General features: G+C 70.9%; 23 protein-coding genes and 1 pseudogene. 19 read left to right on the top strand and 5 right to left on the bottom strand.

Features of this window, described 5'->3' with window-relative positions; genetic code table 11:
- Window positions 1-37: 37 nt before the first annotated feature.
- The 9 genes from ACIBVL_RS38610 (at window position 38) to ACIBVL_RS38570 (ending at window position 8,213) form a co-directional block, all read left to right on the top strand.
- The gene (locus tag ACIBVL_RS38610; RefSeq protein WP_399105100.1) at window positions 38-838 is read left to right on the top strand and encodes a hypothetical protein; all 801 of its coding nucleotides are present in this window, start codon (window positions 38-40) and stop codon (window positions 836-838) included.
- Window positions 835-1,710 carry a hypothetical protein gene (locus ACIBVL_RS38605; RefSeq protein ID WP_399105099.1) on the top strand — a complete coding sequence of 292 codons (876 nt, stop codon included), beginning with the start codon at window positions 835-837 and terminating at the stop codon, window positions 1,708-1,710. The genes ACIBVL_RS38610 and ACIBVL_RS38605 overlap by 4 nt, the downstream gene beginning before the upstream one ends.
- Window positions 1,707-2,585 carry a hypothetical protein gene (locus ACIBVL_RS38600; RefSeq protein WP_399105097.1) on the top strand — a complete coding sequence of 293 codons (879 nt, stop codon included), beginning with the start codon at window positions 1,707-1,709 and terminating at the stop codon, window positions 2,583-2,585. Before ACIBVL_RS38605 ends, ACIBVL_RS38600 begins: the two co-directional genes overlap by 4 nt.
- A 231-nt stretch (window positions 2,586-2,816) precedes the next feature.
- Window positions 2,817-3,392: an FABP family protein gene (locus ACIBVL_RS38595; RefSeq protein WP_399105095.1), complete on the top strand. Its 576-nt coding sequence runs from the start codon at window positions 2,817-2,819 to the stop codon at window positions 3,390-3,392.
- A 322-nt stretch (window positions 3,393-3,714) separates the two neighbouring features.
- Window positions 3,715-4,371: a hypothetical protein gene (locus tag ACIBVL_RS38590; protein WP_399105093.1), complete on the top strand. Its 657-nt coding sequence runs from the start codon at window positions 3,715-3,717 to the stop codon at window positions 4,369-4,371.
- Entirely contained in the window at window positions 4,364-5,959 is a 1,596-nt protein-coding gene (locus ACIBVL_RS38585; protein WP_399105091.1) for a class I SAM-dependent DNA methyltransferase, read from the top strand. The genes ACIBVL_RS38590 and ACIBVL_RS38585 overlap by 8 nt, the downstream gene beginning before the upstream one ends.
- Window positions 5,956-6,588: a restriction endonuclease subunit S gene (locus tag ACIBVL_RS38580; RefSeq protein ID WP_399105089.1), complete on the top strand. Its 633-nt coding sequence runs from the start codon at window positions 5,956-5,958 to the stop codon at window positions 6,586-6,588. The genes ACIBVL_RS38585 and ACIBVL_RS38580 overlap by 4 nt, the downstream gene beginning before the upstream one ends.
- Window positions 6,589-6,799: 211 nt before the next feature.
- Entirely contained in the window at window positions 6,800-7,237 is a 438-nt protein-coding gene (locus tag ACIBVL_RS38575; protein ID WP_399105087.1) for a Fur family transcriptional regulator, read from the top strand.
- 10 nt (window positions 7,238-7,247) lie between these two features.
- On the top strand, window positions 7,248-8,213 hold the full coding sequence (locus ACIBVL_RS38570; protein ID WP_399105085.1) for a YgfZ/GcvT domain-containing protein: 966 nt from the start codon (window positions 7,248-7,250) through the stop codon (window positions 8,211-8,213).
- 243 nt (window positions 8,214-8,456) lie between these two features.
- On the opposite strand, the gene ACIBVL_RS38565 is transcribed toward ACIBVL_RS38570, so the two are convergent.
- From ACIBVL_RS38565 to dtd, 3 genes and pseudogenes are all read right to left on the bottom strand, one after another.
- A complete protein-coding gene (locus ACIBVL_RS38565; RefSeq protein WP_399105083.1) occupies window positions 8,457-9,122 on the bottom strand; it encodes a hypothetical protein in 666 nt (221 codons plus the stop codon).
- Between the two features lie 68 nt (window positions 9,123-9,190).
- Window positions 9,191-9,340, bottom strand: a pseudogene (locus ACIBVL_RS38560) (pyridoxamine 5'-phosphate oxidase); the annotation flags it as partial.
- A gap of 17 nt (window positions 9,341-9,357) precedes the next feature.
- The gene (gene dtd, locus ACIBVL_RS38555) at window positions 9,358-9,783 is read right to left on the bottom strand and encodes a D-aminoacyl-tRNA deacylase (protein WP_399105081.1); all 426 of its coding nucleotides are present in this window, start codon (window positions 9,781-9,783) and stop codon (window positions 9,358-9,360) included.
- Window positions 9,784-9,943: 160 nt separating this feature from the next.
- On the opposite strand from dtd, the gene ACIBVL_RS38550 reads away from it, so the two are divergent.
- The 3 genes from ACIBVL_RS38550 to ACIBVL_RS38540 all read left to right on the top strand — a co-directional run bounded on the left by ACIBVL_RS38550 (window position 9,944) and on the right by ACIBVL_RS38540 (window position 13,057).
- Window positions 9,944-10,513: an aerial mycelium formation protein gene (locus ACIBVL_RS38550; RefSeq protein WP_399105079.1), complete on the top strand. Its 570-nt coding sequence runs from the start codon at window positions 9,944-9,946 to the stop codon at window positions 10,511-10,513.
- A gap of 103 nt (window positions 10,514-10,616) precedes the next feature.
- A complete protein-coding gene (locus tag ACIBVL_RS38545; RefSeq protein ID WP_399105077.1) occupies window positions 10,617-11,858 on the top strand; it encodes a GNAT family N-acetyltransferase in 1,242 nt (413 codons plus the stop codon).
- Between the two features lie 290 nt (window positions 11,859-12,148).
- Window positions 12,149-13,057, top strand: a complete 909-nt coding sequence (locus ACIBVL_RS38540; protein WP_399105075.1) for a winged helix-turn-helix domain-containing protein — start codon at window positions 12,149-12,151, stop codon at window positions 13,055-13,057.
- On the opposite strand, the gene ACIBVL_RS38535 is transcribed toward ACIBVL_RS38540, so the two are convergent.
- Window positions 13,047-13,241: a hypothetical protein gene (locus ACIBVL_RS38535; RefSeq protein ID WP_399105073.1), complete on the bottom strand. Its 195-nt coding sequence runs from the start codon at window positions 13,239-13,241 to the stop codon at window positions 13,047-13,049. The two genes, ACIBVL_RS38540 and ACIBVL_RS38535, sit on opposite strands and share 11 nt — an antisense overlap.
- Window positions 13,242-13,399: 158 nt before the next feature.
- Between ACIBVL_RS38535 and ACIBVL_RS38530 the strand changes: the two genes are divergently transcribed.
- Both ACIBVL_RS38530 and ACIBVL_RS38525 read left to right on the top strand, forming a co-directional pair.
- Entirely contained in the window at window positions 13,400-14,275 is an 876-nt protein-coding gene (locus tag ACIBVL_RS38530) for a FadR/GntR family transcriptional regulator (RefSeq protein WP_399105071.1), read from the top strand.
- Window positions 14,276-14,304: 29 nt separating this feature from the next.
- On the top strand, window positions 14,305-15,036 hold the full coding sequence (locus tag ACIBVL_RS38525; RefSeq protein ID WP_399105069.1) for an HAD family hydrolase: 732 nt from the start codon (window positions 14,305-14,307) through the stop codon (window positions 15,034-15,036).
- A 9-nt stretch (window positions 15,037-15,045) separates the two neighbouring features.
- Here the strand turns inward: ACIBVL_RS38525 and ACIBVL_RS38520 are convergent, their stop codons facing one another.
- Window positions 15,046-15,228 (bottom strand): hypothetical protein, encoded by a 183-nt coding sequence (locus tag ACIBVL_RS38520; protein WP_399105067.1) that lies wholly within the window; start codon window positions 15,226-15,228, stop codon window positions 15,046-15,048.
- Between the two features lie 173 nt (window positions 15,229-15,401).
- Between ACIBVL_RS38520 and ACIBVL_RS38515 the strand changes: the two genes are divergently transcribed.
- The 5 genes from ACIBVL_RS38515 (at window position 15,402) to ACIBVL_RS38495 (ending at window position 22,020) form a co-directional block, all read left to right on the top strand.
- Window positions 15,402-16,268, top strand: a complete 867-nt coding sequence (locus tag ACIBVL_RS38515; RefSeq protein WP_399105065.1) for a GntR family transcriptional regulator — start codon at window positions 15,402-15,404, stop codon at window positions 16,266-16,268.
- A 295-nt stretch (window positions 16,269-16,563) separates the two neighbouring features.
- Complete coding sequence (locus ACIBVL_RS38510; RefSeq protein ID WP_399105063.1) at window positions 16,564-18,678, top strand: phosphotransferase; 2,115 nt, start codon at window positions 16,564-16,566, stop codon at window positions 18,676-18,678.
- 53 nt (window positions 18,679-18,731) lie between these two features.
- On the top strand, window positions 18,732-19,349 hold the full coding sequence (locus ACIBVL_RS38505) for a TetR family transcriptional regulator (protein WP_399105061.1): 618 nt from the start codon (window positions 18,732-18,734) through the stop codon (window positions 19,347-19,349).
- Between the two features lie 53 nt (window positions 19,350-19,402).
- On the top strand, window positions 19,403-21,427 hold the full coding sequence (locus ACIBVL_RS38500) for a HelD family protein (protein WP_399105059.1): 2,025 nt from the start codon (window positions 19,403-19,405) through the stop codon (window positions 21,425-21,427).
- 125 nt (window positions 21,428-21,552) lie between these two features.
- Window positions 21,553-22,020: a hypothetical protein gene (locus ACIBVL_RS38495; RefSeq protein ID WP_399105057.1), complete on the top strand. Its 468-nt coding sequence runs from the start codon at window positions 21,553-21,555 to the stop codon at window positions 22,018-22,020.
- Window positions 22,021-22,025 lie beyond the last annotated feature (5 nt).

Genomic DNA, 22,025 nt, shown 5'->3' with positions numbered 1-22,025 from the left:
CTGCGTACGGCGCGCTTCACGTTCTGAGGGGGACGTTGTGGGAGAACACGCGGAGGGGGCCGGCGGGCTGCCCGGGGATGTGCCCGAGGCGCAGCCGGAAGTGCCGGCCGTGCCGGAGACCGCGGAGGTGCCCGTTCGCCGGCGTGGGCGTACCGCCCTGCTGATCGCCGGCGCCGTGGTGCTCGGTCTGGTCGCCGGCACCTGCACCGGCTACCTGATCCAGGCCGACCGGGAGCCGACGAAGCTGCCCTCGCTCTCGCAGCCGACGATGTTGCAGGCGAAGGGCCCCGCCCCGGAGCCGCTGTCGGCGGCACGGGACCGTCAGGTGAAGACCGACGGCGACCTGCGCAAGCTGCTGCTGACCAAGCCGAAGGGCACGAAGGACGCCGACTGGCTGGCCGACGACGGCTGGATGGATCTGGCCGCCTACGCCGACTCGTACGAGAAGCCGAAGGAGATCTTCGGCGACCTCGTCGGCGACGAGTTCCGCCGCGCCGCCGTCACCGGCTGGAAAGAGGGCAGCGCGTACACCGTGGAGCTGCGGCTGGTGCAGTTCCGGCAGGAGCAGTCGGTCGCGGCCGCCGACTACTGCGACAACAACCAGTACTGGGCGGAGCACGAGGAGTCCACCGACAGCTGGCCCGTCGCCGGCACCGGCACCGGCATGGCGTACGTCCACCACAAGCCGCACACCGAGGCCGGCTATCTGCCGGTGTACAGCGCGGAGGCGCACGCCTGGCGCGGCGACATCGCCGTGGAGATCTGGGTCTACGGATCCAAGTCGGTCTCCAAGAAGAAGATCATGGACCTGGCCGAGCGGCAGATGGAGCGGCTGTGAGCGAGAAGGAGTACGAGTCCGCCGCCGGGTCGGCCGGCTCGGTGGGCCCCGTGGAACCGGTCGGCCCGGAGCTGCCCGTGCCGCCCGCCGATCCCGCCGACCCCGTCGTGAAGCGCGGGCGCCGGGCGCGGGCCGCCGCCGTCGCGGGTTGCCTGGTGCTGGCCGGGGCGCTGGTCGCCGGGGTCGGCATCACGGCCGTCACCGTGCGGGACGCCGACCGGGACGCCGGGGCGCCGGTCTGGAAGTTCCCGAAGGAGACGCCCTTCGGGGACCAGCCGGCGGAACTCGGGACGGCCCGGACCGGTCTTGCCGCGATGCTCGTCCCCTACGGCACCGACGGCTTCAGCCCGGGCCCGGACCTCGGTGAGTTCGGCGCCGACGCGCAGCTCAGCGGGGCGCGCGCCGCGGCCCTGCGCAAGGAGTCGCTGAAGGACCTGCCCCGCTCCCAGCGCAAGCGTCTGGAGAAGCAGATCGACCGGCAGCGCATCAAGGGCATGGCGATGCGCAGCTACCTCAGCGAGGAGGGCAGCGCCCTCGACGTGAACGAGGGGGTCTACACCGTCAGCATCGAGCTGTCCCAGATGGACAACAAGGCGGCGGTGCGCGACATCGCGACCTTCCAGGGCGAGTTCCTCGACGCCCTGGACATCTTCCGCAAGGGCCCGGGGATCGAGGGCCACAAGAACGCGAAGTGCTTCCTGCCGCCCAAGGACGACGACTCGGATCTCGAGGGCATGTTCTGCTCCGCGTACGTGGGCGAGGTCCTGGTCACCCTGACCGCGGAGGCCGTGAAGCCACTCGACACCAAGGGGGTGGCGATGCTCCTCCGCGAACAGCTCGACCGCATCGCGGACCCGGGGGAGGCGGTATGACCGACCAGCAGAGCGCCACGGACGTGACAGAGGCTCCTGAACAGCCGACGGAGGTGACAGCGCCCCCCGAAGGTCCGACGGCGACCCCCGAACACGTCGAGGCACCCCGCAAGGACCGTCGGCCCCTGCTCCGCGCCGTCCTGCGCTGGACCGCCGCGGTGGCCGTCTTCGCGGCGGTCGGCGCGTCGACGGCGTACGGCATCACACGGATGGAGCGCACGGACGTACCGGGTCTGCGCACGGAGTCGGACGGCCGGTGGGCGTACCCGGCGCTCACCAGGCCGCCCCTGCCCTCCGGCAGCCCCGCACCCTTCGCCAGGGCGAACCACACCAACGCCCACTACGCCGATCTGCGCGCCCTGGTCCTGCCCGCCCCCGAGGGAGCGACGGAGGACAAGGCGCTGCGCGGCTCCGACGGCTGGCTGGCGACGAAGGACTTCCTCGAGGAGTTCGAGGACGCGCGCCGGGAGCAGATCCAGGACAAGCTCGTCGACGCCGGTCTGCGGCACATCGCGGCCCGCGGCTGGACCGCCGCGGACGGCACCGGCACCCGCGTCTACCTGCTCAGGTTCGGCACGGTGGCCGTCACCGAGGAGATGGTCTCCGAGACCTTCACCGCCTACGACACCCCGGTGTACCCGGTGCGCGGCGCCGACCTGTACGAGCGGGACGAGGACTTCCCCGTGGCGCCCCAGTCCAAGAACATCGGGCTGACGCCGTACGTCGAGGCGAAGCCGTACGGAGCCGAGCAGGTGCGCCTCGCGTACCTGAGCGCCGGCGATGTGATGGCGGTGATCGTGCAGTCCGGGAAGGGCACCGTGCCCGCCCTCCCCTTCCAGCAGACGGTGGTCCTGCAGAGCCAGCTGCTGGAGTGACCCCGTGAGGGGCGTACCTCATACGGAGGGCCGGTCCCCGGCCGCGTAAGCTGGGGGCCGGCCTTGAGTACAAGCGGAACCAACCACGCTCATCCGAGGAGCACCCCGTGGAGATCTTCTTCGAAACCCTGCTGGTCCTGGTCTGTGTCGGCGTCCTCGCCTTCGCCGGTCTGACCGTGAAGAAGCTGTACCAGGGCCAGCGCTGACCTACCACTCCAGGAACTGCCACTCATGATCGAGATCCCGTCCGACCTCCACAAGGACCTCGTCCCCCTCGCCTTCCTGCTGGGCACCTGGGCGGGCGCGGGCGTGCACGACTTCCCCGGCTCGGAGAAGTGCAACTTCGGCCAGGAGGTCACCTTCACCCACGACGGCCGTGACTTCCTGGAGTACCACTCCCGCACCTGGGTCCTGGACAACGACGGCAACAAGGTCCGGCCGCTGGAGTCCGAGTCCGGCTTCTGGCGGATCGACGGCGCCCGCAAGGTCGAGGTCACGATGACCCGCGACGACGGTGTCATCGAGATCTGGTACGGCGAGATGGCCGACAAGAAGCCGCAGATCGACCTGGTCACGGACGCCGTCGCGCGCACGGCCGCCTCCCGCCCCTACACCGGCGGCAAGCGGCTCTACGGCTACGTCAAGAGCGACCTGATGTGGGTCGGCGAGAAGCAGACCCCCGAGGTCGAGCTGCGCCCCTACATGTCGGCCCACCTGAAGAAGGTCGTCACCCCGGAGGAGGTCGAGCGCTGGGCGAAGGCCCTTCCCGACGATCTCCCGGACGACGGCATCGCGTTCTTCAAGTAGAGCCGCCTTCCGGCGACGGACAGGGCCTCGCGGACATCCGCGGGGCCCTGTTTCACACCCTCGGAGGGGTTAACAGATCTGAGTGCACTGCAATGCGCTTGATCCCGCCACTACTACCGGCTATCGTTGACACCAACGCACGGAACCCCGACCGCACTTGGACTGCGGTCGGGGTTCCGACAAGCCGTGCCCTGGGTGGCATGCAAGCAGAGGCGGCCCAGAACGTTCGCCGTCAAATTTAGCACAGCAGTCCGTTCCGTGAGGAGAAAAAGGTCCCGGGCATCCGTGTGCCCGGAAGAAGGGGGAAACGGTGGTCGACAGGATGCCCGCATGGGTGAGGCGGTTCTTCTCCGAGCCGCGGATGAAGCCGTACCTGCGTGCGGCCGGGGGAGACCCCGAGGCCGCGATGCGGCTGTACCAGTGGAACCTCCAGGCGTCGGCCGCCTTGTACGCCCCGCTGCACTACGTCGAGCTCGCCGTGCGCAACGCCCTCCACGACTGCCTGGTCACCAAGTACGGCCGGCCCGACTGGTGGACGGTGGCGCCGCTCAACAAGGGAGGGAAGCGGCTCGTCGACAGCGCGCGCGCCAAGTGCGAGCTCAATGAGGAGGAGCGGGCCCGGGAGCAGGGGCGGCCGAAGCGGCCGGTGACCGTCAACGACGTCGTCACGGAGCTCAGCTTCGGCTTCTGGAAGAACCTGCTCATGTCGCGCTACGACCGGGCCTTCTGGGTTCCCACCCTGCACAAGGCGTTCCCGAACGCCGGCCGTCGCGACGCCCTGTACGGCGACCTGGACGCCCTGGTCCGGCTGCGCAACCGCGTCATGCACCATGAGCCCATCCACCGCGCGGACCTCGCCGAGGACCATGCCAGGATCTACCGGGTGCTGGAGGCGCTCAGCCCGGACCTGGCCAAGGAGGTGCGGGCGACGGACCGGTTCCGGACCGTGCTGGACGGCAAGGGGGACGCTCTTGAGTGACTTCGGCGAGGTACTCGTCTCGCGCTCCGACATCGCCCGGATGGCGGGGGTGAAGCGGCCGGCCGTCACCAACTGGGAGCGGCGCCACGCGGACTTCCCCGCCCCCGTCTCAGGCGGTGACCTCGACACGTTCCGCGCCGACCAGGTCCTCCACTGGCTGTCCGGCCGCACAATCCCGGCGAACGCCCTCCAGCCGGGCGAGCCGACGGGGACGACGTACGGCGACCGGTTCCGTGCGGGCCTCGGCGGGGACCGGAAGGGCAGCCTTCTGTCCGCCGTCGAGCAGCTGGCCGGGCGGGACGCCGCCAGGCTCGCCGGGCGACTGCGCATGCCCGAGTACCTGGACCTGCTGCTGTCCCTGGTCTTCGTCCAGAGCCGGGACAGGGAGCGCTGGTCCCACTACGTCGAGTACCCGGGCGCCGCCCTGGAGGAGCTGGAGGTGCCGGCCGAGTACGAACTGGCGGTGCTGGCCGACGTCCTGAGGCTCCTGGACCGCAATCCGCCCGCCTCCCGTGACGAGAGCCGGCAGGCGTTCGACCGTCTGCTCGGGCTTCTCCGGGACACGGACGCGCGGGCGGCCGACGAGTACTTCACGCCTCCTTCGGTGAGCCGCGTCATGGCGCGTGCGCTGGCCGCTCACGGCCCCGCGGCGAAGCGGTTGCACGACCCCTTCTGCCGCAGCGGGGAGCTGCTGTGCGCGTACCTCGACGCGGTCGCGGAGCAGGGCGCCGAGGTGCCGGAGGAGGTCAGTGGCCGAGGGCCGCAGGAGAGGGCGCTGCGGCTCGCTCGGATGAACGTCCGGCTGCACGGTGGGCGCAGACCCAGGCTGTGGCCGGGGACGATGAGGCCCGAGGCGGACAGCGCCGATCCGCCGGGGAGGTTCGACGCGGTGCTCACCAACCCGCCGTTCGGCGGGGGCGTCATCGTGGCGGGTGTGGACAGACCGCGGGAGCCCTGGCAGTACGTCAGGACGGTCTCCCCGCAGTTCGACTGGCTTCAGTACGTGCTCTCACGGCTCGCCCCCGGGGGCAGGGCCGCTGTTCTCATGCCGTCGGGGGCCGGCTTCCAGGGCGGTTCGGAACGCCATGTGAGGGCCTATCTGCTGGAGAACGGCGCCCTCGAATGCGTGATGGCGCTGCCGTCGCAGCTTTTCGAACGCACCCGGATCCAGACCCAGATCTGGTTCCTGCGCTCCCCCAGCGGGCGGGCGGAGGAGGTGCTGTTCGTCGACGGAGCGGGCCTCGGACACATGGAGTCGCGGAACCGCCGTTCGCTGTCGGACGACGACGTTCACCGGCTGGTCCGGGCCTACGCGTCCTGGCGCGCGGCCAGGGACGACGGACGGCCCCACACCGGCACGCCGGGACTCAGCCGGGCGGTGGATCCGGGGGAGATCGCGGCGCTCGACTACCGGATGGATCCGCCGCTCCTCGTGCACGGCGACTCGCCCATGGGAGCCGGCGTCGACGACCTGCCCGCCGCGAAGCACCGGCTCGCCGAGCTGTCGAAGGAGCTCGGGCGGCTGCACGCCCGGGCGAGGGCTGCCGACGGCGCTCTGGAGGAACAGTTGCGGAGGTATGGCCTGTGACCGGCGACGACCTGGGGCCGCTGCCTGCGGGATGGCAGGCCCACGCCCTCAGGGAGCTGTGCTCCTTCCAGCTGGGACCGGGCGTCCGCCCGGACGACCGTACGGCCGCGGACGACGGCGTACCGCTCGTCCTGCCCAGGGACCTGGCCCATCAGCGGATCGCGCCGACCGAGCACGTCGGGGTGGAACCGGCCAAGGCCCGCACGCTGGAGCGGTACCGGCTGCTGGAAGGTGACGTGCTCTTCACCCGGACCGGTACCGTCGGCCGGTGCGCACTGGTGACCGGAGAGCAGCACCACTGGCTGTACACCCACATGGTCAGACTGCGGCTCGCCGAACCCGACCTCACCCTGGCGACGTACCTGACCGGGTATCTGAGCGCGGGCGCCGCCCAGAGGTGGATCGAGCGGCGCTCGGCCAGTGCGGTGATCGCCTCGATGAGCCTGCGCGACCTGGGCGACCTTCCCGTACTGCTCCCCCCGCCCGCCGAACAGAAGGCCATCGGCGACACCCTCGCCGCCCTCGACGAGAAGGTGCGGGTGCACACCGAGATCGCCCGGGCGACCGGTGAGTACCGGGGGCTGCTCGCCGACCTGCTGATGAGGGGGGCCATGTCGCCCGGGACGTGACGCCCGTCCACCGCGGCGGCCTGGGGCGTGTTTCGAAAGTCCCGTCTGGCCCGCGGCGTCTGGCACGGCGCCTCGCCGCGTTGCCGGGATCGCCCGCGTACGCCCGGTACGCGGACGACCCTCCGCCTTGCGATGCACCGCGCCAGACGCCGCGGGCCCCGCCCTCCGGGCGGACGACGCTACTTTCGCAACACGCCCTAGACTGGGCGCCGTGGTAGGCACCGACTGGAAGAGCGACCTCAGGCAGCGCGGCTACCGGCTGACGCCGCAGCGCCAGCTTGTCCTCGAAGCCGTGGACACCCTGGAACACGCGACCCCCGACGACATCCTCGTGGAAGTGAGGAAGACGGCGTCGGGGGTCAACATTTCGACGGTCTACCGGACGCTGGAACTGCTGGAGGAGCTCGGGCTGGTCAGCCACGCGCATCTCGGGCACGGCGCCCCGACCTACCACCTCGCCGACCGGCACCACCACATCCACCTCGTCTGCCGGGACTGCCAGAACGTCATCGAGGCGGACGTCAAAGTGGCCGCCGAGTTCACGGCCAAGCTCCGCGAGACCTTCGGCTTCGAGACGGACATGAAGCACTTCGCGATCTTCGGCCGCTGCACGGACTGCTCACTCAAGAGTTCAACTACCGAGTCGTAGGCTTGTGCCCATGAAGAGCCCACTGCTGTCCCTGCCCGGCGCCGTCCCAGCCGAGGGCGTGGACGAAGGCGTCGCCGCGCACTACGGCGACCTGTTCCGCGAGCAGCGTGCCCTCGCCGAAGGCACCGGATTCGTCGACCTCTCGCACCGCGGCGTCGTCGCCGTCTCCGGCGACGACCGCCTGAGCTGGCTGCACCTCCTGCTCACCCAGCACGTCAGCGACCTCCCGGTCGGGCAGGCCACCGAGGCCCTGATCCTCTCCGCCCACGGCCACATCGAGCACGCGCTCTACCTGGTCGACGACGGCACGACGGTCTGGGCCCACGTCGAGCCCGGCACCCAGGACGCGCTGATCGCGTACCTGGAGTCGATGAAGTTCTTCTACCGGGTCGAGGTCGCCGACCGCACCGCGGACACCGCCGTCGTCCACCTCCCCGCCGGCTCCATCGCCGAGGTGCCGGAGGGCGTCGTCGTACGCGAGACGCCGTACGGCCGTGATCTCTTCCTCCCGCGCGCCGACCTGGAGTCGTACGCCGGGAAGGCCGGTCCGGCGGCCGGGATCCTGGCGTACGAGGCGCTCCGCGTCGAGCAGCACCGCCCGCGCGTCGGCTTCGAGACCGACCACCGCACCATCCCGCACGAGCTGGGCTGGATCGGCACGGCGGTGCACCTCCAGAAGGGCTGCTACCGGGGCCAGGAGACCGTCGCACGCGTCCAGAACCTGGGCAAGCCGCCCCGCCGCCTGGTCTTCCTCCACCTCGACGGCAGCGAGGTCCACCTGCCGACCGCCGGCACCGAACTCCGCGTCGCCGACGAGGCCCCCGACGGCCGCAAGATCGGCTTCATCACCACCTCCGTACGCCACCACGAGCTGGGCCCGGTGGCCCTGGCCCTGGTCAAGCGGAACGTGCCGGTGGACGCCCCCCTGATGGCCGGGACGACGGCCGCCGCCCAGGAAGTGGTCGTGGAACCCTAGGACCAGTGTCGTTCGCCTTCGGCAAGGCCTTCAAGCGGGAGTACGGGATGGCGCCGGGGCAGTACCGGAGGAGGGCGGCACAGACCTGGGAAGCGTGGAGCCAGGCCGCCTGCGACTGCCGGGCCCCCAGGCCAACCACGACCGCCAGCTCCAGGCGGACGGTGCCGCCGGTGGGGATGAGCAGGCCGACGGCGGCGCGCAGCAGCGTGCTCCGGCGGCGTGGGACCGCCGGCGCTCTGCGGCTCACGGCCGAGGAGTCCGATCGCCTGAACGCGGCTCACCGGAAGTCCGGCTGACCGTCGCATCGCCGGGCGTCGACCGTCTGTTGAAGAGCGCAGGCCGCGCCAGCGGGGCCAGCCCGGCCAGCAGGAACAGCGCACCGACCGGAAACAGGTCGAGATCGGCCGTGAATATCGCAAAGCCGGCCAGTACCAGCAGCGGTCCGTCCGCGCGCAGCCGGCGCGGCCGCATGGTCGCGGGGATCACCAGCAGCGCCACCAAGCCGAGGGGAAACGCGAGAGGGCCGACGATCTTCAGCGGTGCGGGCAGCGGCGCTGTCTCGTCCAGCTCTGGGAACAGGTCGCACAGCGTCACCCACAGGAAACAGCCCACGCCGAACAGCCCCGCGGCCACGGAGACATCGGCCACGCGCCGCACCCATGGCGGCCGGTCGGGCACCAGCCGGCGCAGCCCCACGATGAGGACGCCGAAGGACACGAGGCCGGCGAAGAACAGTGAGTGGCCGAGGTTCCAGGCGAGTCCCGGTCCGTGCGCTCCGTCGAGGCCGTCGACGAGCCGGAGCACACCATAGAGGAACAGCAGGACAGGAGCGGCGACGGCGGGAACGCGGACGCGGGCGGGTAACAAGGTCATGACGCCAAGTTCCCACCGCACCGGGCTCCCGCCCATCAGGAGCCACCCCCACTGATCCCCGAGAACGACCCTGAGACTCCCCGATTCACTGTCCGTCAGATCTCGAACGCCTCGGCCGCCGCCGGAACCCCCTCCGCCGAATACGTCTCCGCCTCCCCGTCGACGAGCACCACGTCCCGGGTGTCCCCGCACGCCAGTCGCGCCCGTCCGCCGTCACGCAGATTGCGGCCGGTCGGGTCGGTGAGCCGGATCGACGGGGCTTCGAGGGACCCTAGACCTCGATCAGGACGGTGAACGGCCCGTCGTTGGTCAGGGACACCCGCATCCGTGCCCCGAACCGCCCGGTGGCCACGGTGGCCCCCAGGGCCCGCAGCTGTGCCACGACCTCGTCGACGAGGGGCTCGGCGACGGGCCCGGGAGCGGCCGCGTTCCAGGTGGGACGCCGGCCCTTCCTGGCATCTCCGTACAGCGTGAACTGGCTGATCACCAGCAGCGGGGCGTCGATGTCGCTGCACGACCTCTCGTCGTGCAGCATGCGCACCGACCACAGCTTGCGGGCGAGCTGGGCCGCCTTCTCCTCGGTGTCCTCGTGGGTGACCCCCACGAGGACGCAGAGCCCCTCACCCGCGATCTCCCCGACCGTCTCCCCGTCCACGACGACACTCGCGCCGTCCACCCTCTGCACCACCGCTCGCATGCGGACCATCATGCCGGTTGGCCCGCGTGGTGCCTCGGGGGGCCCATTTTTGATCCTTTAGGCCCTGTCTGGGCCGTTCGGGGGGACTCGGTCACATCGCGGCGACTTGGGGTGGCACGATGCTTCCACCACACGCCGGTCGAGGGGACGGTAGAGGGACATGAGCACACCGAGTACCGGGCGGCTGGAGACACACCGGCCGCCCTCCCAGCGCGGCGACAGCCCCGGGCCGCTGCCCCCGGAACCGCCCGAGCACGACCTGGCCCGGCTGGGCCTGCCCGAACTGCGCACCCTGCGCCAGGGCGCCCAGCGCGACGAGGCCGACCTCAGTTACGTACGGCGGCTGCTGCAGGGCCGGATCGACATCCTGCGCGCGGAACTGGCCCGGCGCTCCCCGACGGGCGCGGCCTCCGTGGTCGAGCGGCTGTCGGAGATCCTCACCGACGCCCCGGCCCGCCAGCGTTCCTCGGCCCGCCACGTCACCCTGGGCACCCCGCACAGCGAGGAGTACGGCCGCCTCGCCGCCGACATGCTCGCCGACGTCGAACTCTCCGACCTCGACGCCCGTACCGACCCCGAACTCCACGAGGCGATGGCCCGCCTGGTGCGCTACGAGCAGCAGGTTTCCCGCCGCCGCCAGAGTCTCCAGCGCACGGCGGACGACTGCGGCGCCGAGATCACCCGCCGGTACCGGGAGGGCGAGGCCCAGGTGGACGACCTGTTGGTGTAGCGGCCCGGTCGCGGTGGGCCCGGTGATCCGGCCCGTCGGAGGGGGGCGGGTGGCGGGCGAAAAACCCGGCGACACCCACCCCCACCCTGCCTACCGTGACCCCATGGACGTCCGCCCCATCACCGATGCCGAACTGTCCGACTGGATGCGCGCCCTGCACACGGGTTTCCTGCGTCCCCCGACCGTCACCGAGCAGTCCCTCGCCGCCCGCCGAGCCACGCTCGGGGACTCCCGCACCTACGGCGCCTTCGACGCGGGCAGGTGCGTCGCGACCTTCCGCTCGTTCCCCCAGGAGCTCACCGCGGTCGGCGGCACCCCCGTCCCCGCCGACGCCATCTCCAATGTCACGGTCACCCCCACCCACCGCCGCCGAGGCCTCCTCACCCGTCTGATGTCCGGCGACCTGACGGCCGCGAAGGACCGCGGGGACGTCGTCGCCACCCTCATCGCCGCCGAGTACCGCATCTACGGCCGCCACGGCTTCGGCCCCGCCACCACGACGACCAAGTGGGCGATCGACGTACCGCGCGCCGGTTTCGACCCGCGCCACCCGGTCCCCCTGGCCGGCGGCCGTATCGACCTGATCGACGGCGAGGATGTCCGCAAGCTCGGCCCCGAACTGCACGAGCGGCTGCGACGGGCCCAGCCCGGCGCGGTCAGCCGCGATGAGTACTGGTGGGAGATCGACACCGGCGTGATACGCCTGCACGGCGACGAGAACCGCACCGAGCCGTTCTACGCCGTGTACCGCTCGGCGGACGGCGAGGTCGAGGGTCTGGTCTCGTACGAGGCGGACGCCACGTGGAGCGACGCCAAGCAGCCGCTGAACACGGCCTCGGTGAACTGGCTGCTGTCCGTGACCCCGGCCGCCGAGCGTGCCCTGTGGCACTATCTGTGCTCCATCGACTGGGTCATTCGGGTGAAGTCGGACCTGCGCTCCCCGGACGACCTGCTCCCGCTCCTCCTGCCGGACCCGCGCGCGGCGAGCATCACCACGCAGTCGGACTGGCTGTGGGTGCGGCTCCTGGACGTCGTACGGGCCCTGGAGGCGCGTACGTACGACGCTACGGGCGCGCTGGTGCTGGAGGTGGTGGACCGGGCCGGTCTGGCCGGGGGCCGCTTCCTGCTGGACGCGACCCCCGACGGTGCCGCGTGCACGCCGACGACGCGCGACGCCGACCTGACGCTCGACGTGGCCGAGCTGGCGTCGCTGTGGCTGGGCGACGAGTCGGTGGTGCGGCTCGCGGCGCTGGGCCGGCTCCGGGAAGAACGAGCGGGCGCCGCCCGGAAGGCCGACGCCCTGCTGCGTACGTCCGGGCGCCCGTGGTGCCCGGACCTGTTCTGAGCTCCCTTCTTCCGCCGTGACGGGTGATCCGTAGCTGTTCAGTTGTGACTGTGCGCGCGATGTTCGGTTGTGGCTGTGCGGCGATCTGAAGTTGTGGCTGTGCGTCGGTGCCGACTGTTCGGGCTCCCGGCTCCCCTCCGGAAGGGAGCCCGACGGCCAACCGTCTGAAAGTTTGACCACGTTGTTGAAGTTGGCTGCCAACTTCACTGTACTTATGTCCGCTTGGAAGCGTCTTATAACCATCTCTCTTTGAACTGCCACAAGATGGCGGGAAGTTGTACTGTTCGAATGTGGAGCCGGAACATGCCTCCGTCAACGACCGGAGGAGGGCGGAGCGGCCGCAGCGCTCACACCGCGAGGTGGCCGACGAGCTGCGCACCCGGATCAGAACCGGCGTGCTGCGGCCGGGCGAGCGCATGCCGACGCAGGCCAAGCTGGCGGACGAGTTCGGGGTGGAGCGCGGTGCCGTACGCCAGGCGCTGCGCATTCTGCAGTCGGAGCACCTGCTCACCAACGTCTCCAAGGGAAGCCCGGCGACGGTCGCCCCGCAGGCGGGCCCGGCCGGCCACCCGATCGGCCCCGCCGCGACCCCGCAGCCGTCCATGGTGGCCCTGCCGCCCCGCATCACCGCGGCCTTCGCGGCCGAGCACGTCCAGGTGGACGCCCTCTGCCTCACCTCGGTCTCGCTGACCGCCGCGATCGGCGAACCACTGCGGCAGATCCACGCCGGACAGCTGAAACCGGCCAAGATCGACGTCCGGGTGCTGCTGCCGTCCCGGAACATCGATCTGGCCTTTCCCACCCCGGTGGACACCTCGGCCACCGAGCGGCTGCAGCGCCACTGGCTGGCCCACCGCAACGCCCAGGGCCAGGTGCTGCGGCACAATCTGCAGACGCTGCGCTCCACGCACGGCATCGACGTCGACGTCACCTTCCGCGCGCTGCCATTCACCCCGCCCGTGAAGCTGTACCTCCTCAACGGCACGGAGGCGCTGTTCGCGTACTACACCGTCCGGCGTCGCGAACAGACGATCGACCAGGAACACCTGGAGATGTACGACGCCGAGGGCACGCGGTCGGTGCTGTTCGCCTTCGAACAGGGCGCCGGTCCGCGCGACTCGGCGTTCGTGGAACAGTCCCACCTGTGGTTCGACGCACTGTGGGAGACGATCAGCTCGGAGCTGCTGCTCACGAGCTGACGGCGGGTCCGGTGGCCACGAGGGCGAGGACCACGGCACCGACGGAGCTGATGGCGGGGCTCTTGACCTTGATGCCGATGCTGAGCAGCAGCAGGCCGACGGCGCCGGTGGTGCCGTACTTCCACTGGATGGTCTGCTCGACGCCGACGACGACGGCCGCGCAGACGAGGGCGAGGACAGGCATGGTTCCTCCCTTCGGAGGGTCGATGGATTGGAGCGGGAGGTAAACCCTTGCCAACTCGGTTGAGTTGGTTACCAACTCTTACTAAGTTGTCCCCACTTGGTGATAACCCCTAAACAACTTCTGGGCAACTGCCCTTAGATGGATCTAAGTTGTAGCGTTTGGTCGTGACTCAGGAGAACGTGGCAGTGAACGGCAGCAGAAGGTCGCCCCAGGAGATCGCCGACGTCCTGCGGGAACGCATCCGCGTGGGTGACCTCAAGGCGGGCGACCGCCTGCCCACCCAGGCCGAGCTCGCCGACGAGTTCGGCGTGGAGCGGGGTGCCGTACGCCAGGCCCTGCGGGCCCTGCAGGACGACGGGCTCCTCACCAACGTCAGCAAGGGCAGCCCGCCGCGCATCGCCGAGCCGCCGCCCGCCGGTCACGACGAGCCCCAGCCCACGATGGTCGCCCTGGCCCCCCGCATCACCGAGGCCTTCTCCGCACCGCACGTCCGCATCGACGCCGCCTGCCTCACGGCCGAGAGTCTGATCCCCGCCCTGGGCGAGCCCCTGCGACTGATCCACGCGGGCGTCGTCCGCCCCGAGAAGATCGACGTCCGCATCCTGCTGCCGTCCCGGCGGATCAACCTCGCCTTCCCGGTCCCGGTCGAGGGCCGCGGCGACGACGACCCCGTCCACCAGCGCTGGCTGGCGATGCGCAACGCCCAGGGCCATGTCCTGCGCCACAACCTGCAGACCCTGCGCTCCCACGGCATCGACGTCGGCATCACCTTCCGCGCGCTGCCGTTCACCCCGCCCGTGAAGCTGTACCTCCTCAACGGCACGGAGGCGCTGATGGCGTACTACATGGTCGAGCGGCGGGAGGAGCCGACCGACAGCGGGATGCTCGACATGTACGACGTGCTGGGCACGGAATCGCTGCTCTTCTCCTTCGAGAAGTCCGCGGGGCAGCGGGACGCCATGTTCGTGGAGGAATCCCAGAAGTGGTTCAACGCCCTCTGGGAAACCATCACGACGGACCTGACACTCTCCTAGTGACTTCTGATACGGCGCAGACTGAACAGGTGGCAGGCGACAGCGAGAATGAGACGGGACACGAGACCGCGGATCTGCGGGCGTTGATCACAGGTGCGAGGGTCGTCCTCTGGGACTTCGACGGGCCGATCTGCCGGCTTTTCGCCGGTCATTCGGCGGAGGACGTGGCCGAGGGACTGGTGGAGTGGCTCGAAGGGCGGGGCCTGCACCACCTGCTGACGGAGTCCGAACGGGAGACGCTGGACCCGCACATCGTGCTGCGTGCCGTGGACCGCAGGCACCCCGGCAGCGACCTGGTGGCCGAGCTGGAGGAACGTCTCACGCAGGAGGAGCTGCGGGCCGCGTCCTCGGCGATGCCCACGGCATGGGCCGACCCGCTGATACGCACCTGGACGGCGGTGGGCCTGCGCCTGGCCATCACCACCAACAACTCCCCCCGGGTGATCGCCAAGTACCTGACGAGCCGCGGTCTGACCTCCTGCTTCACCCCCCATGTCTACGGGCGCACCCAGGACCTCCACCTCCTCAAACCCCACCCGCACTGTCTGACCCGTGCGCTGTCCGCCATGGGCTCGGCCCCCGAGACCGCCCTGATGATCGGCGACACCCCCTCCGACTTCCTGGCCGCCCGCGCGGTGGGCGTCCCGTTCCTGGGTTACGCGCGTAACGGGCGCAAGGAGAAGCTGCTCAGGGGGGTGGGCGCCACGACGGTGGTGAATTCGCTGGAGACGGTGCTGAGGATGGTCAGGGAGCGGGCCTGAGCCACCCCTTCAGGCCTGAGTCATCAGGAACATCAGCACGACGGCGGCCCCGACGGCCAGGCCGTTGTGCCGGGCCCTGACGCCCACCCCCACCCCGAACAGCAGGACCAGCCCCAGCGTCCCGAGCTTCGCCTGCGCCAGCATCCCGGCGGCCATCTCGAGCAGTCCCTGCAGCGCCGACAACAGAAGCATCCCTCTTCACCTCCCGACCAGTCTCAGTGAAGCGTTCAACTCTCAGTCCAATTGGACTGGTTGTAGTGAAGTGGATTTCCCCGGCCTGCCTGATCCTTAAGCAGCAGGCCAATCCCCAAGTCGACTTGACTGAAACTGGTTTGCCATTGGACCGAGGGCGGTACGGTCGCGTTGTGGACGAACGGCGGAGCAGCGACGGCGGTGGCAGGGAGTTCCAGCGGGTCTCGGATGCGCTGCGGGCCCGGATAGCCGACGGAACGTATCCGGTGCGGACCTTCCTGCCGTCCCAGCGGGACCTGGCGGAGGAGTTCGAGGTCTCACGGGACACCGTTCAGCGCGTGCTTCGGGACCTGGCCGAGGGCGGCTGGATCAAGTCTCGGCAGGGGAGCGGGTCCCAGGTGATCCGGGTTCCCAGGACCCAGCCCTCGGCGGTCAGCGAAGGCCGGCGGCTGGGCGGAGTGACCCTGGGGCCGGTGCTCGACGAGGCCTTCGAGCGGCCCGAGGTGACCCTGGACGTCTACTCGTTGACATCCGAGTCGCTGGACGCCCACCTGCGGGTGCAGGCGGAGCGGATCTACAGCCGTGCCATCCGTCCCCAACGCATCGCCCTGCGCCTGATTCTGCCGTCCGAGGACCTGGCCGTGCCCTATCCGCGCGTCGAGGACGACCCGGCCGACGCACGGCTGACGGACCGACTGCACGTCATCACCCGGAAGTCGACGGAGTCGGTGCGCGGACTGTTCAGGGATCTGCAGGAGCTCGTGCCCGACGTGGACCTTCGGATCCGCCATGCCCCTCTGACCCCGACCTGCAAGCTCTACCTGCTCAATGGCACGGACGCGCTGTTGGCGCCGTATCAGGTGATCCGGCGTGAGATCAGTCTGGACACCGGCGAGAAGATCTCCGCCCTCGACGTCCTGGGTTTCGGGGCCCCGCTCACCCGGCATGTGAAGGACGCCGACCCGGACTCGGCGCAGTCGGTTTTCGTCGATACCTGGCAGGCGTGGTTCGACTCGGTCTGGGACCGCGTTGCCGCATAGCGGAAACGCGGTTGCGCTAACATGCCCCGCATTGTGCGAGCAATCGCCTCCGCCCGTACGTATGAAACGGCGAACCAGCCGGCTTCGACGACCTGATGCGAACGAGTGACACACCACCCCTCGTGCTCACTCCACCGGTCACTCCGGTCGTGCGGCGCAACACCAGGCATTCGAGGATTGCCGTACCCATCCGATCGAGCGTGAGTATCCGGAGCGGCCAGTGGTCGAGCCCCTTGTCCCCCAGTGCGCTGCCGGGGGCCGAGCCGCCGGTGGTGGGACCGACGACGTTTTCGGGATGTTCCTCAGGGCCACGGAAACATCGACGGAGCACAGCGGCCATCACAACCGGAACTACGTGATCCCCCTGACGGAGGACATGTCCCGTCTGCTGGGCCGTGAGGCAGGCAGCACGGTCACGGTGCGGATTCCGCGCTCCGACGTGTTGTCGGTGGTGATCAGGACCTGGAACGACGAGGCCGCCATCCTCGACGCCGTGCGCCCCGTCCTGCCCCATGCGCCGGAGTGCCTGGTCAAGGGGCCGGGGTACGCCGTCCACAGGTATGTGCAGGGCGTGCCGCTGTCCAAGATCTGCGGAAACGGTAAACCCGTCGACACGCTGATCATGAAGGCGCTGGCCGAACTGCTGGCCCGGATGACCCAGGTGCGCCGTTCGGCGCTGCCGCCCCTGCCGTCCGTCTGGCCCACCAGCCACACCGACAGCCAGGGTTTTCTGCGGACCCTGGCGCGGCTCGCCGACGAGCAGATCCGCAAGCCGAACTGGGAGGAGTTCGGTGGCCTGTTCACCGCGCTCGGCATCCCCGAGAACGCGCTGCTCGCGTTCGCCGACCGGGTCCCCGCCATGGTCCGGCGGCCGTACGGCCTGCTCCACGCGGACCTGCACCGGGACAATGTGATCGTGTCGTACGACGGCGACCCGCCCCTGGTGTGCGTCGACTGGGAACTGGCGACCTATGGCGATCCGCTGCACGACCTCGCCACGCACCTCGTGCGCATGCGGTACCCGGCTCATCAGTGGGACGAGGTGATCGACGCCTGGGTGGCCGCGATGCGGAAGTACCGTCCCGCCGCGGTCCCCGGCATCAAGGATCTGCGCCACTACGTCGATTTCGAGCGGGCGCAGTCCGTCTACCCCGACGTCATGCGTGCCGCGCGGTCCCTGCGGGAGTCGTTCACCCAGAAGAGCCTGGACGAGGCGACGGCCGAGGTGCGCAGGGCCCTGGAGGCGGCCGCGGAACCGCTGCGGCTGGGGGGCCCGCCGTCGAACGACGAGGTCGAGAGGGCCCTGTTCCGATGGCTGGCCTCGCGCAGCGGCGGCCGGATCAACGGCCGGGACTGGTTCGGCAGGGCCTTCGACTGGAAGCGGGATCGGCGGGTCTCCGAGAACCGCGGCTTTCCCGCCAGTGCCGTACGGGAAGCCTTGCTCGCGGAGGGTGCCGCTCCGGCGAACCGGGTGTTCAAGGGGACCGCGCACCTCAACACGGTGGTGTGGGCGCAGGGCTACCCCAGTCCGGTGGTCGTGCGGCGCATGCTGCCCAATGTCTCGCGCAGGGAGCCGAGTTACCTCAGCGAGCATGCCGTCCTTCGCGCGATCCAGGATTCTCGGGTGCGGGTGGCGGCTCCGCGGGTGCTGGCCCTGGGGGAGAGTTATCCCGACGATCCCTTCGCCATTCACACCTACGTCGGCCCGCGCATCGGACGGCCGCCCAGCCACCCGGTCAACGGGCTGCTGCCGCACGAGGCGGACGCGCTCGTCGACCAGATGCACGAGCTCACGAAGGTCGACTACACCATGGTCGATCCCGCGGCCGGCAGCGGTGACTTCTACAGGTGGCTGAAGGAGCAACTCGTCGGCATGGTCGGGGAGCTGCCGAAGGAGTCGCTGCAACTGGCGCGCATGCTCGGGCTTCCCGACGACGTGCGCCTGCGGGAGATCCTGTCCCGGTACGAGGTGAGCGACCGGAAGCCCACTCTGCTGCACGGCGATCTCAACCCGTGGAACCTGGTGCGCCGGAGCGACGATCTGGCTCTGACCATCATCGACTGGGAGTTGGCCCTCGTCGGCGACCCCCTCTACGACCTGGTCCGGCACATGCACCTGACCCCGACGCGGCAGGAGATCAGGGACCGGATGTTCCGGAGGTGGGAGCGGCTCCTCCCCCCGGAGTACACCGAGAACTGGGCCCTGGACTGGCGGGTCTACCGCAGGATGGAGATCGTCCGCTCCGCCTACATCGACCTGGACCGGCTGGTCACCTGCTCGAGCCTCGACGCCCCGAACGTCCGCCGTGCGGTGGACTCCTACGCCGACACCCTGGCGGCTGCCACCGCCTCCCTGGGCCTCCCCATGCCCGCCTCGGCGAACCCCTATCTCTCCCGGGCCCTGGCGTAGGGACGGGACCGGGACACGTCACGGCGGTCGGCGGACGGCCGTAGGCTCATCCCATGAGCGAGACCGGTCTGCGGGAGCGCAAGCGGCAGCGGATGTATCAGGTGGTGTCGGACATCGCCGTGCGGCTCTTCGTCGAGCGGGGGTTCGACGCCGTGTCCGTCGCCGAGGTGGCGGCCGCGGCCGAGATCTCCAAGCCGACCCTGTTCCGGTACTTCCCGGCCAAGGAGGACCTCGTCCTGCACCGGATCGCCGACCACGAGGGGGAGGCCGCGCGGGTGGTCGTCGCCGCGCGGGCCGAGGGGGTCGCGCCGCTTCCCGCGTTGCGGCGGCACTTCCTCGACGGGCTCGCCGCCGCCGATCCCATCACCGGCGTCGACGACCACCCGCAGGTCCGCGCCTTCCACACTCTCCTCTACGGCACCCCCTCCCTGGTCGCCCGCCTCCACACCCACCTGGAGCGCTCCGAGGCCGCCCTCGCCGAGGCCCTCGGCGGCGGCCTCGACGCCCGGCTGGCGGCCGGCCAGGTCATCGCCGTACGGCGCATCCTCGCTGAGGAGAACTGGCGCCGGATCGCGGCGGGGGAGCCGGTGGAGGACGTACGGCGGGAGGCGGCCGCTGCGGCCGGGCGGGCTTTCGCGGTGCTGGAGGCGGGGCTTCCGCATCTGGCATAAGCGTTACTCGGTTAAATATTTAACTCGGTTGCGTTGTTCGCTATCCTCGGGGCATGACGTCTGCCGACCTTGCCGCGAAGGACTCAGAAGACCTCGACTCCGCCCTCCGTCACGAACGCGCCCACCACGACACCTGCCGCGCCGCCCTCGCCGCCATGGTCGAGGGCGCCGACCTGCGGGTCGTCACCGGCGAGGACGTCTCCGCGTCCGGCGCCGACGCCGAAGTCCTCGGCTTCGGACTGCGCAGCCGGGCCGAGGCCCTGCGCGAACTGCCCGAGGGCCCGCTGTTCTTCGGGCGCCTGGACTTCGCGGGCGAAGGCCATGGCCACCACATCGGCCGGCTCCGCATCAGCGAGCACCCCGCCGCCCCGCCCCTGGTCGTCGACTGGCGCGCCCCCGTCTCCCGCGCCTTCTACCAGGCGAGCGCCCACGACCCCCAGGGCGTCGCCGTACGGCGGCGGTTCGGCTGGGCGCCCGGCAGCCGCGGCGACTCCGCCGACCTCACGGGGATGGAGGACGAGTACCTCGCGGAGGGCCGGTCCGCAGGCCACGACGGCCTCCTCGCCCGCGAGCTCGAACGGCCCCGCGTCGGCCCCATGCGCGACATCGCCGCCACCATCCGGCCCGAGCAGGACGACCTCGTACGCGGCGACCTCACCGAGTCGGTCTGCGTGCAGGGCGCTCCCGGCACCGGCAAGACCGCCGTCGGCCTGCACCGGGCCGCCTACCTCCTCTACACCCACCCCCAGCGCGTCGAGCGCGCCGGACTCCTCATCCTCGGCCCCAACCGCACCTTCCTCTCCTACATCGCCGAGGTCCTGCCCTCCCTCGGCGAGACCGGCGTACGCCAGTCCACCCTCCACGAGGAGATCGCCCGCCACCCGGTGACCGGGACCGACTCCGAGCCGGCCGCCGCCGTCAAGCACGACGCCCGCATGGCCGAGGTGCTGCGCCGGGCGGTGTACGGGCGGGTGACGGCCGGCGGTGCGGAGGATCTGGCGGTGCCGGACGGGTCGTACCGCTGGCGGATCGCGGGCCACGAACTGGCGGAGATCGTGACCGCGGTGCTCGCCGAGGAACCGCCCTATGAGGTCGGGCGGGAGCGGGTACGGAGCCGGATCGTGCGCCGGATCCAGGAGCAGGCGGAACGGCGCGGCGGCCCGCGCCCGGGTTCCTGGCTGCGCGGGATCCAGCGGGCGCGGGCGGTGAGCGCCTGCGTGGACGCGGTGTGGCCGAAGGTGCGGCCGGAGGAGGTGCTGGCCGCACTGCTCACCGGGCGGGAGGAGCTGGCGCGCGCGGCCGACGGACTGCTGGAGGAGGCCGAGCAGCGGGCCCTGCTCCGGGCCCGGCCGCCCCGCTCCCCGAAGTCCGCGCGCTGGTCGGCAGCCGACCTCGTCCTCCTCGACGAGATCGCCGGGCTCCTCGAACACCCGCAGGGATACGGCCATGTCGTGGTCGACGAGGCCCAGGACCTCTCCCCGATGGAGTGCCGGGCCATCGCCCGCCGCGTCCCCTTCGGCTCGCTCACGGTCCTCGGCGACCTGGCCCAGGGCACCACCCCCTGGGCGGCGAGCTCCTGGCGGGTCCAGATGGCCCACCTGGGCAAACCCGACGCGACGATCGTCCCGCTGACGACGGGCTTCCGCGTCCCCGGCGCGGTCCTCGCCCTCGCCAACCGGCTCCTCGCCCGCCTCGACGCGAACGTGCCCCCGGCCCGGTCGCTGCGCCGCGACGGCGAGCTGAACATCCGCCGCGCGGACGGCGACCCGGCGCCCGCGGTCGTCGCCGCCGTACGCGACGCGCTCACCCACGAGGGTTCGGTGGGCGTGATCGCCGCGGACGTGGACGCGCCCCGCGTCAGGGAGGCACTCACCGCCGCCGGCGTCGACATGGCGACGGGCCGGGTGACGGTGATCGCCGCCACCCTCGTCAAGGGCCTCGAGTACGACCACGTGATCACCGTGGAGCCGACGGCCATCGTCGAGGCGGAACCCCGCGGCCTGAACCGCCTGTACGTGGCCCTCACCCGAGCGGTCTCCCGCCTGGAGGTGATCCACGGGCGGGACCTGCCGTGGTGAGGGGCGGCGAGGGATGAGGGGCGGCGAGGTCGGCGAGGTCTTCCTTCCGCTCTCGGCCGGCCGACTACCGTCCCGACCATGACGACCGACGACCGCACCGGCTTCGAGAGCTGACCGCGGGCCCTATGACACTCCTCTTCCTCGACGTCGACGGCACCCTGCTCCCGTTCGGCGGCGCTGATCCCTACCCGGAGCACGGAACCTCGCCGCACCCCCTCCTGCCCCGCCTCGATCCGGCGCTCGGCCCCCGCCTGCTCGCGCTGGGCTGTGAACCGGTGTGGGCGACGACCTGGCTGGACGACGCGAACGCCCTCCTCGCGCCCTGGCTCGGCCTGCCCCCGCTGCCCGTGGTGGAGTGGCCGGAGGACGAGGTGGGACCGTCGCCGGGAGGTCTGCACTGGAAGACGCGGCCCCTGGTCGACCGGGCCGCGGGCCGTCCCTTCGTCTGGTTCGACGACGAGATCACCGACGCCGACCACGCCTGGGTGGCCGCCCGGCACCCCGCCCCGGCCCTCCTGCACCGCGTCGACCACCGGCGCGGGCTCACGGACGCGGACTTCGCCGCCGTGGAGGCGTGGATCGCGGGGGTGTAGGGCTT

The sequence above is a fragment of the Streptomyces sp. NPDC049687 genome (assembly GCF_044465285.1).
In the GTDB taxonomy this organism is placed as follows: Bacteria; Actinomycetota; Actinomycetes; order Streptomycetales; family Streptomycetaceae; genus Streptomyces.
The sequence above is the reverse complement of the archived record's forward strand: the minus strand, read 5'-3'. Positions and strand labels throughout refer to the sequence as shown.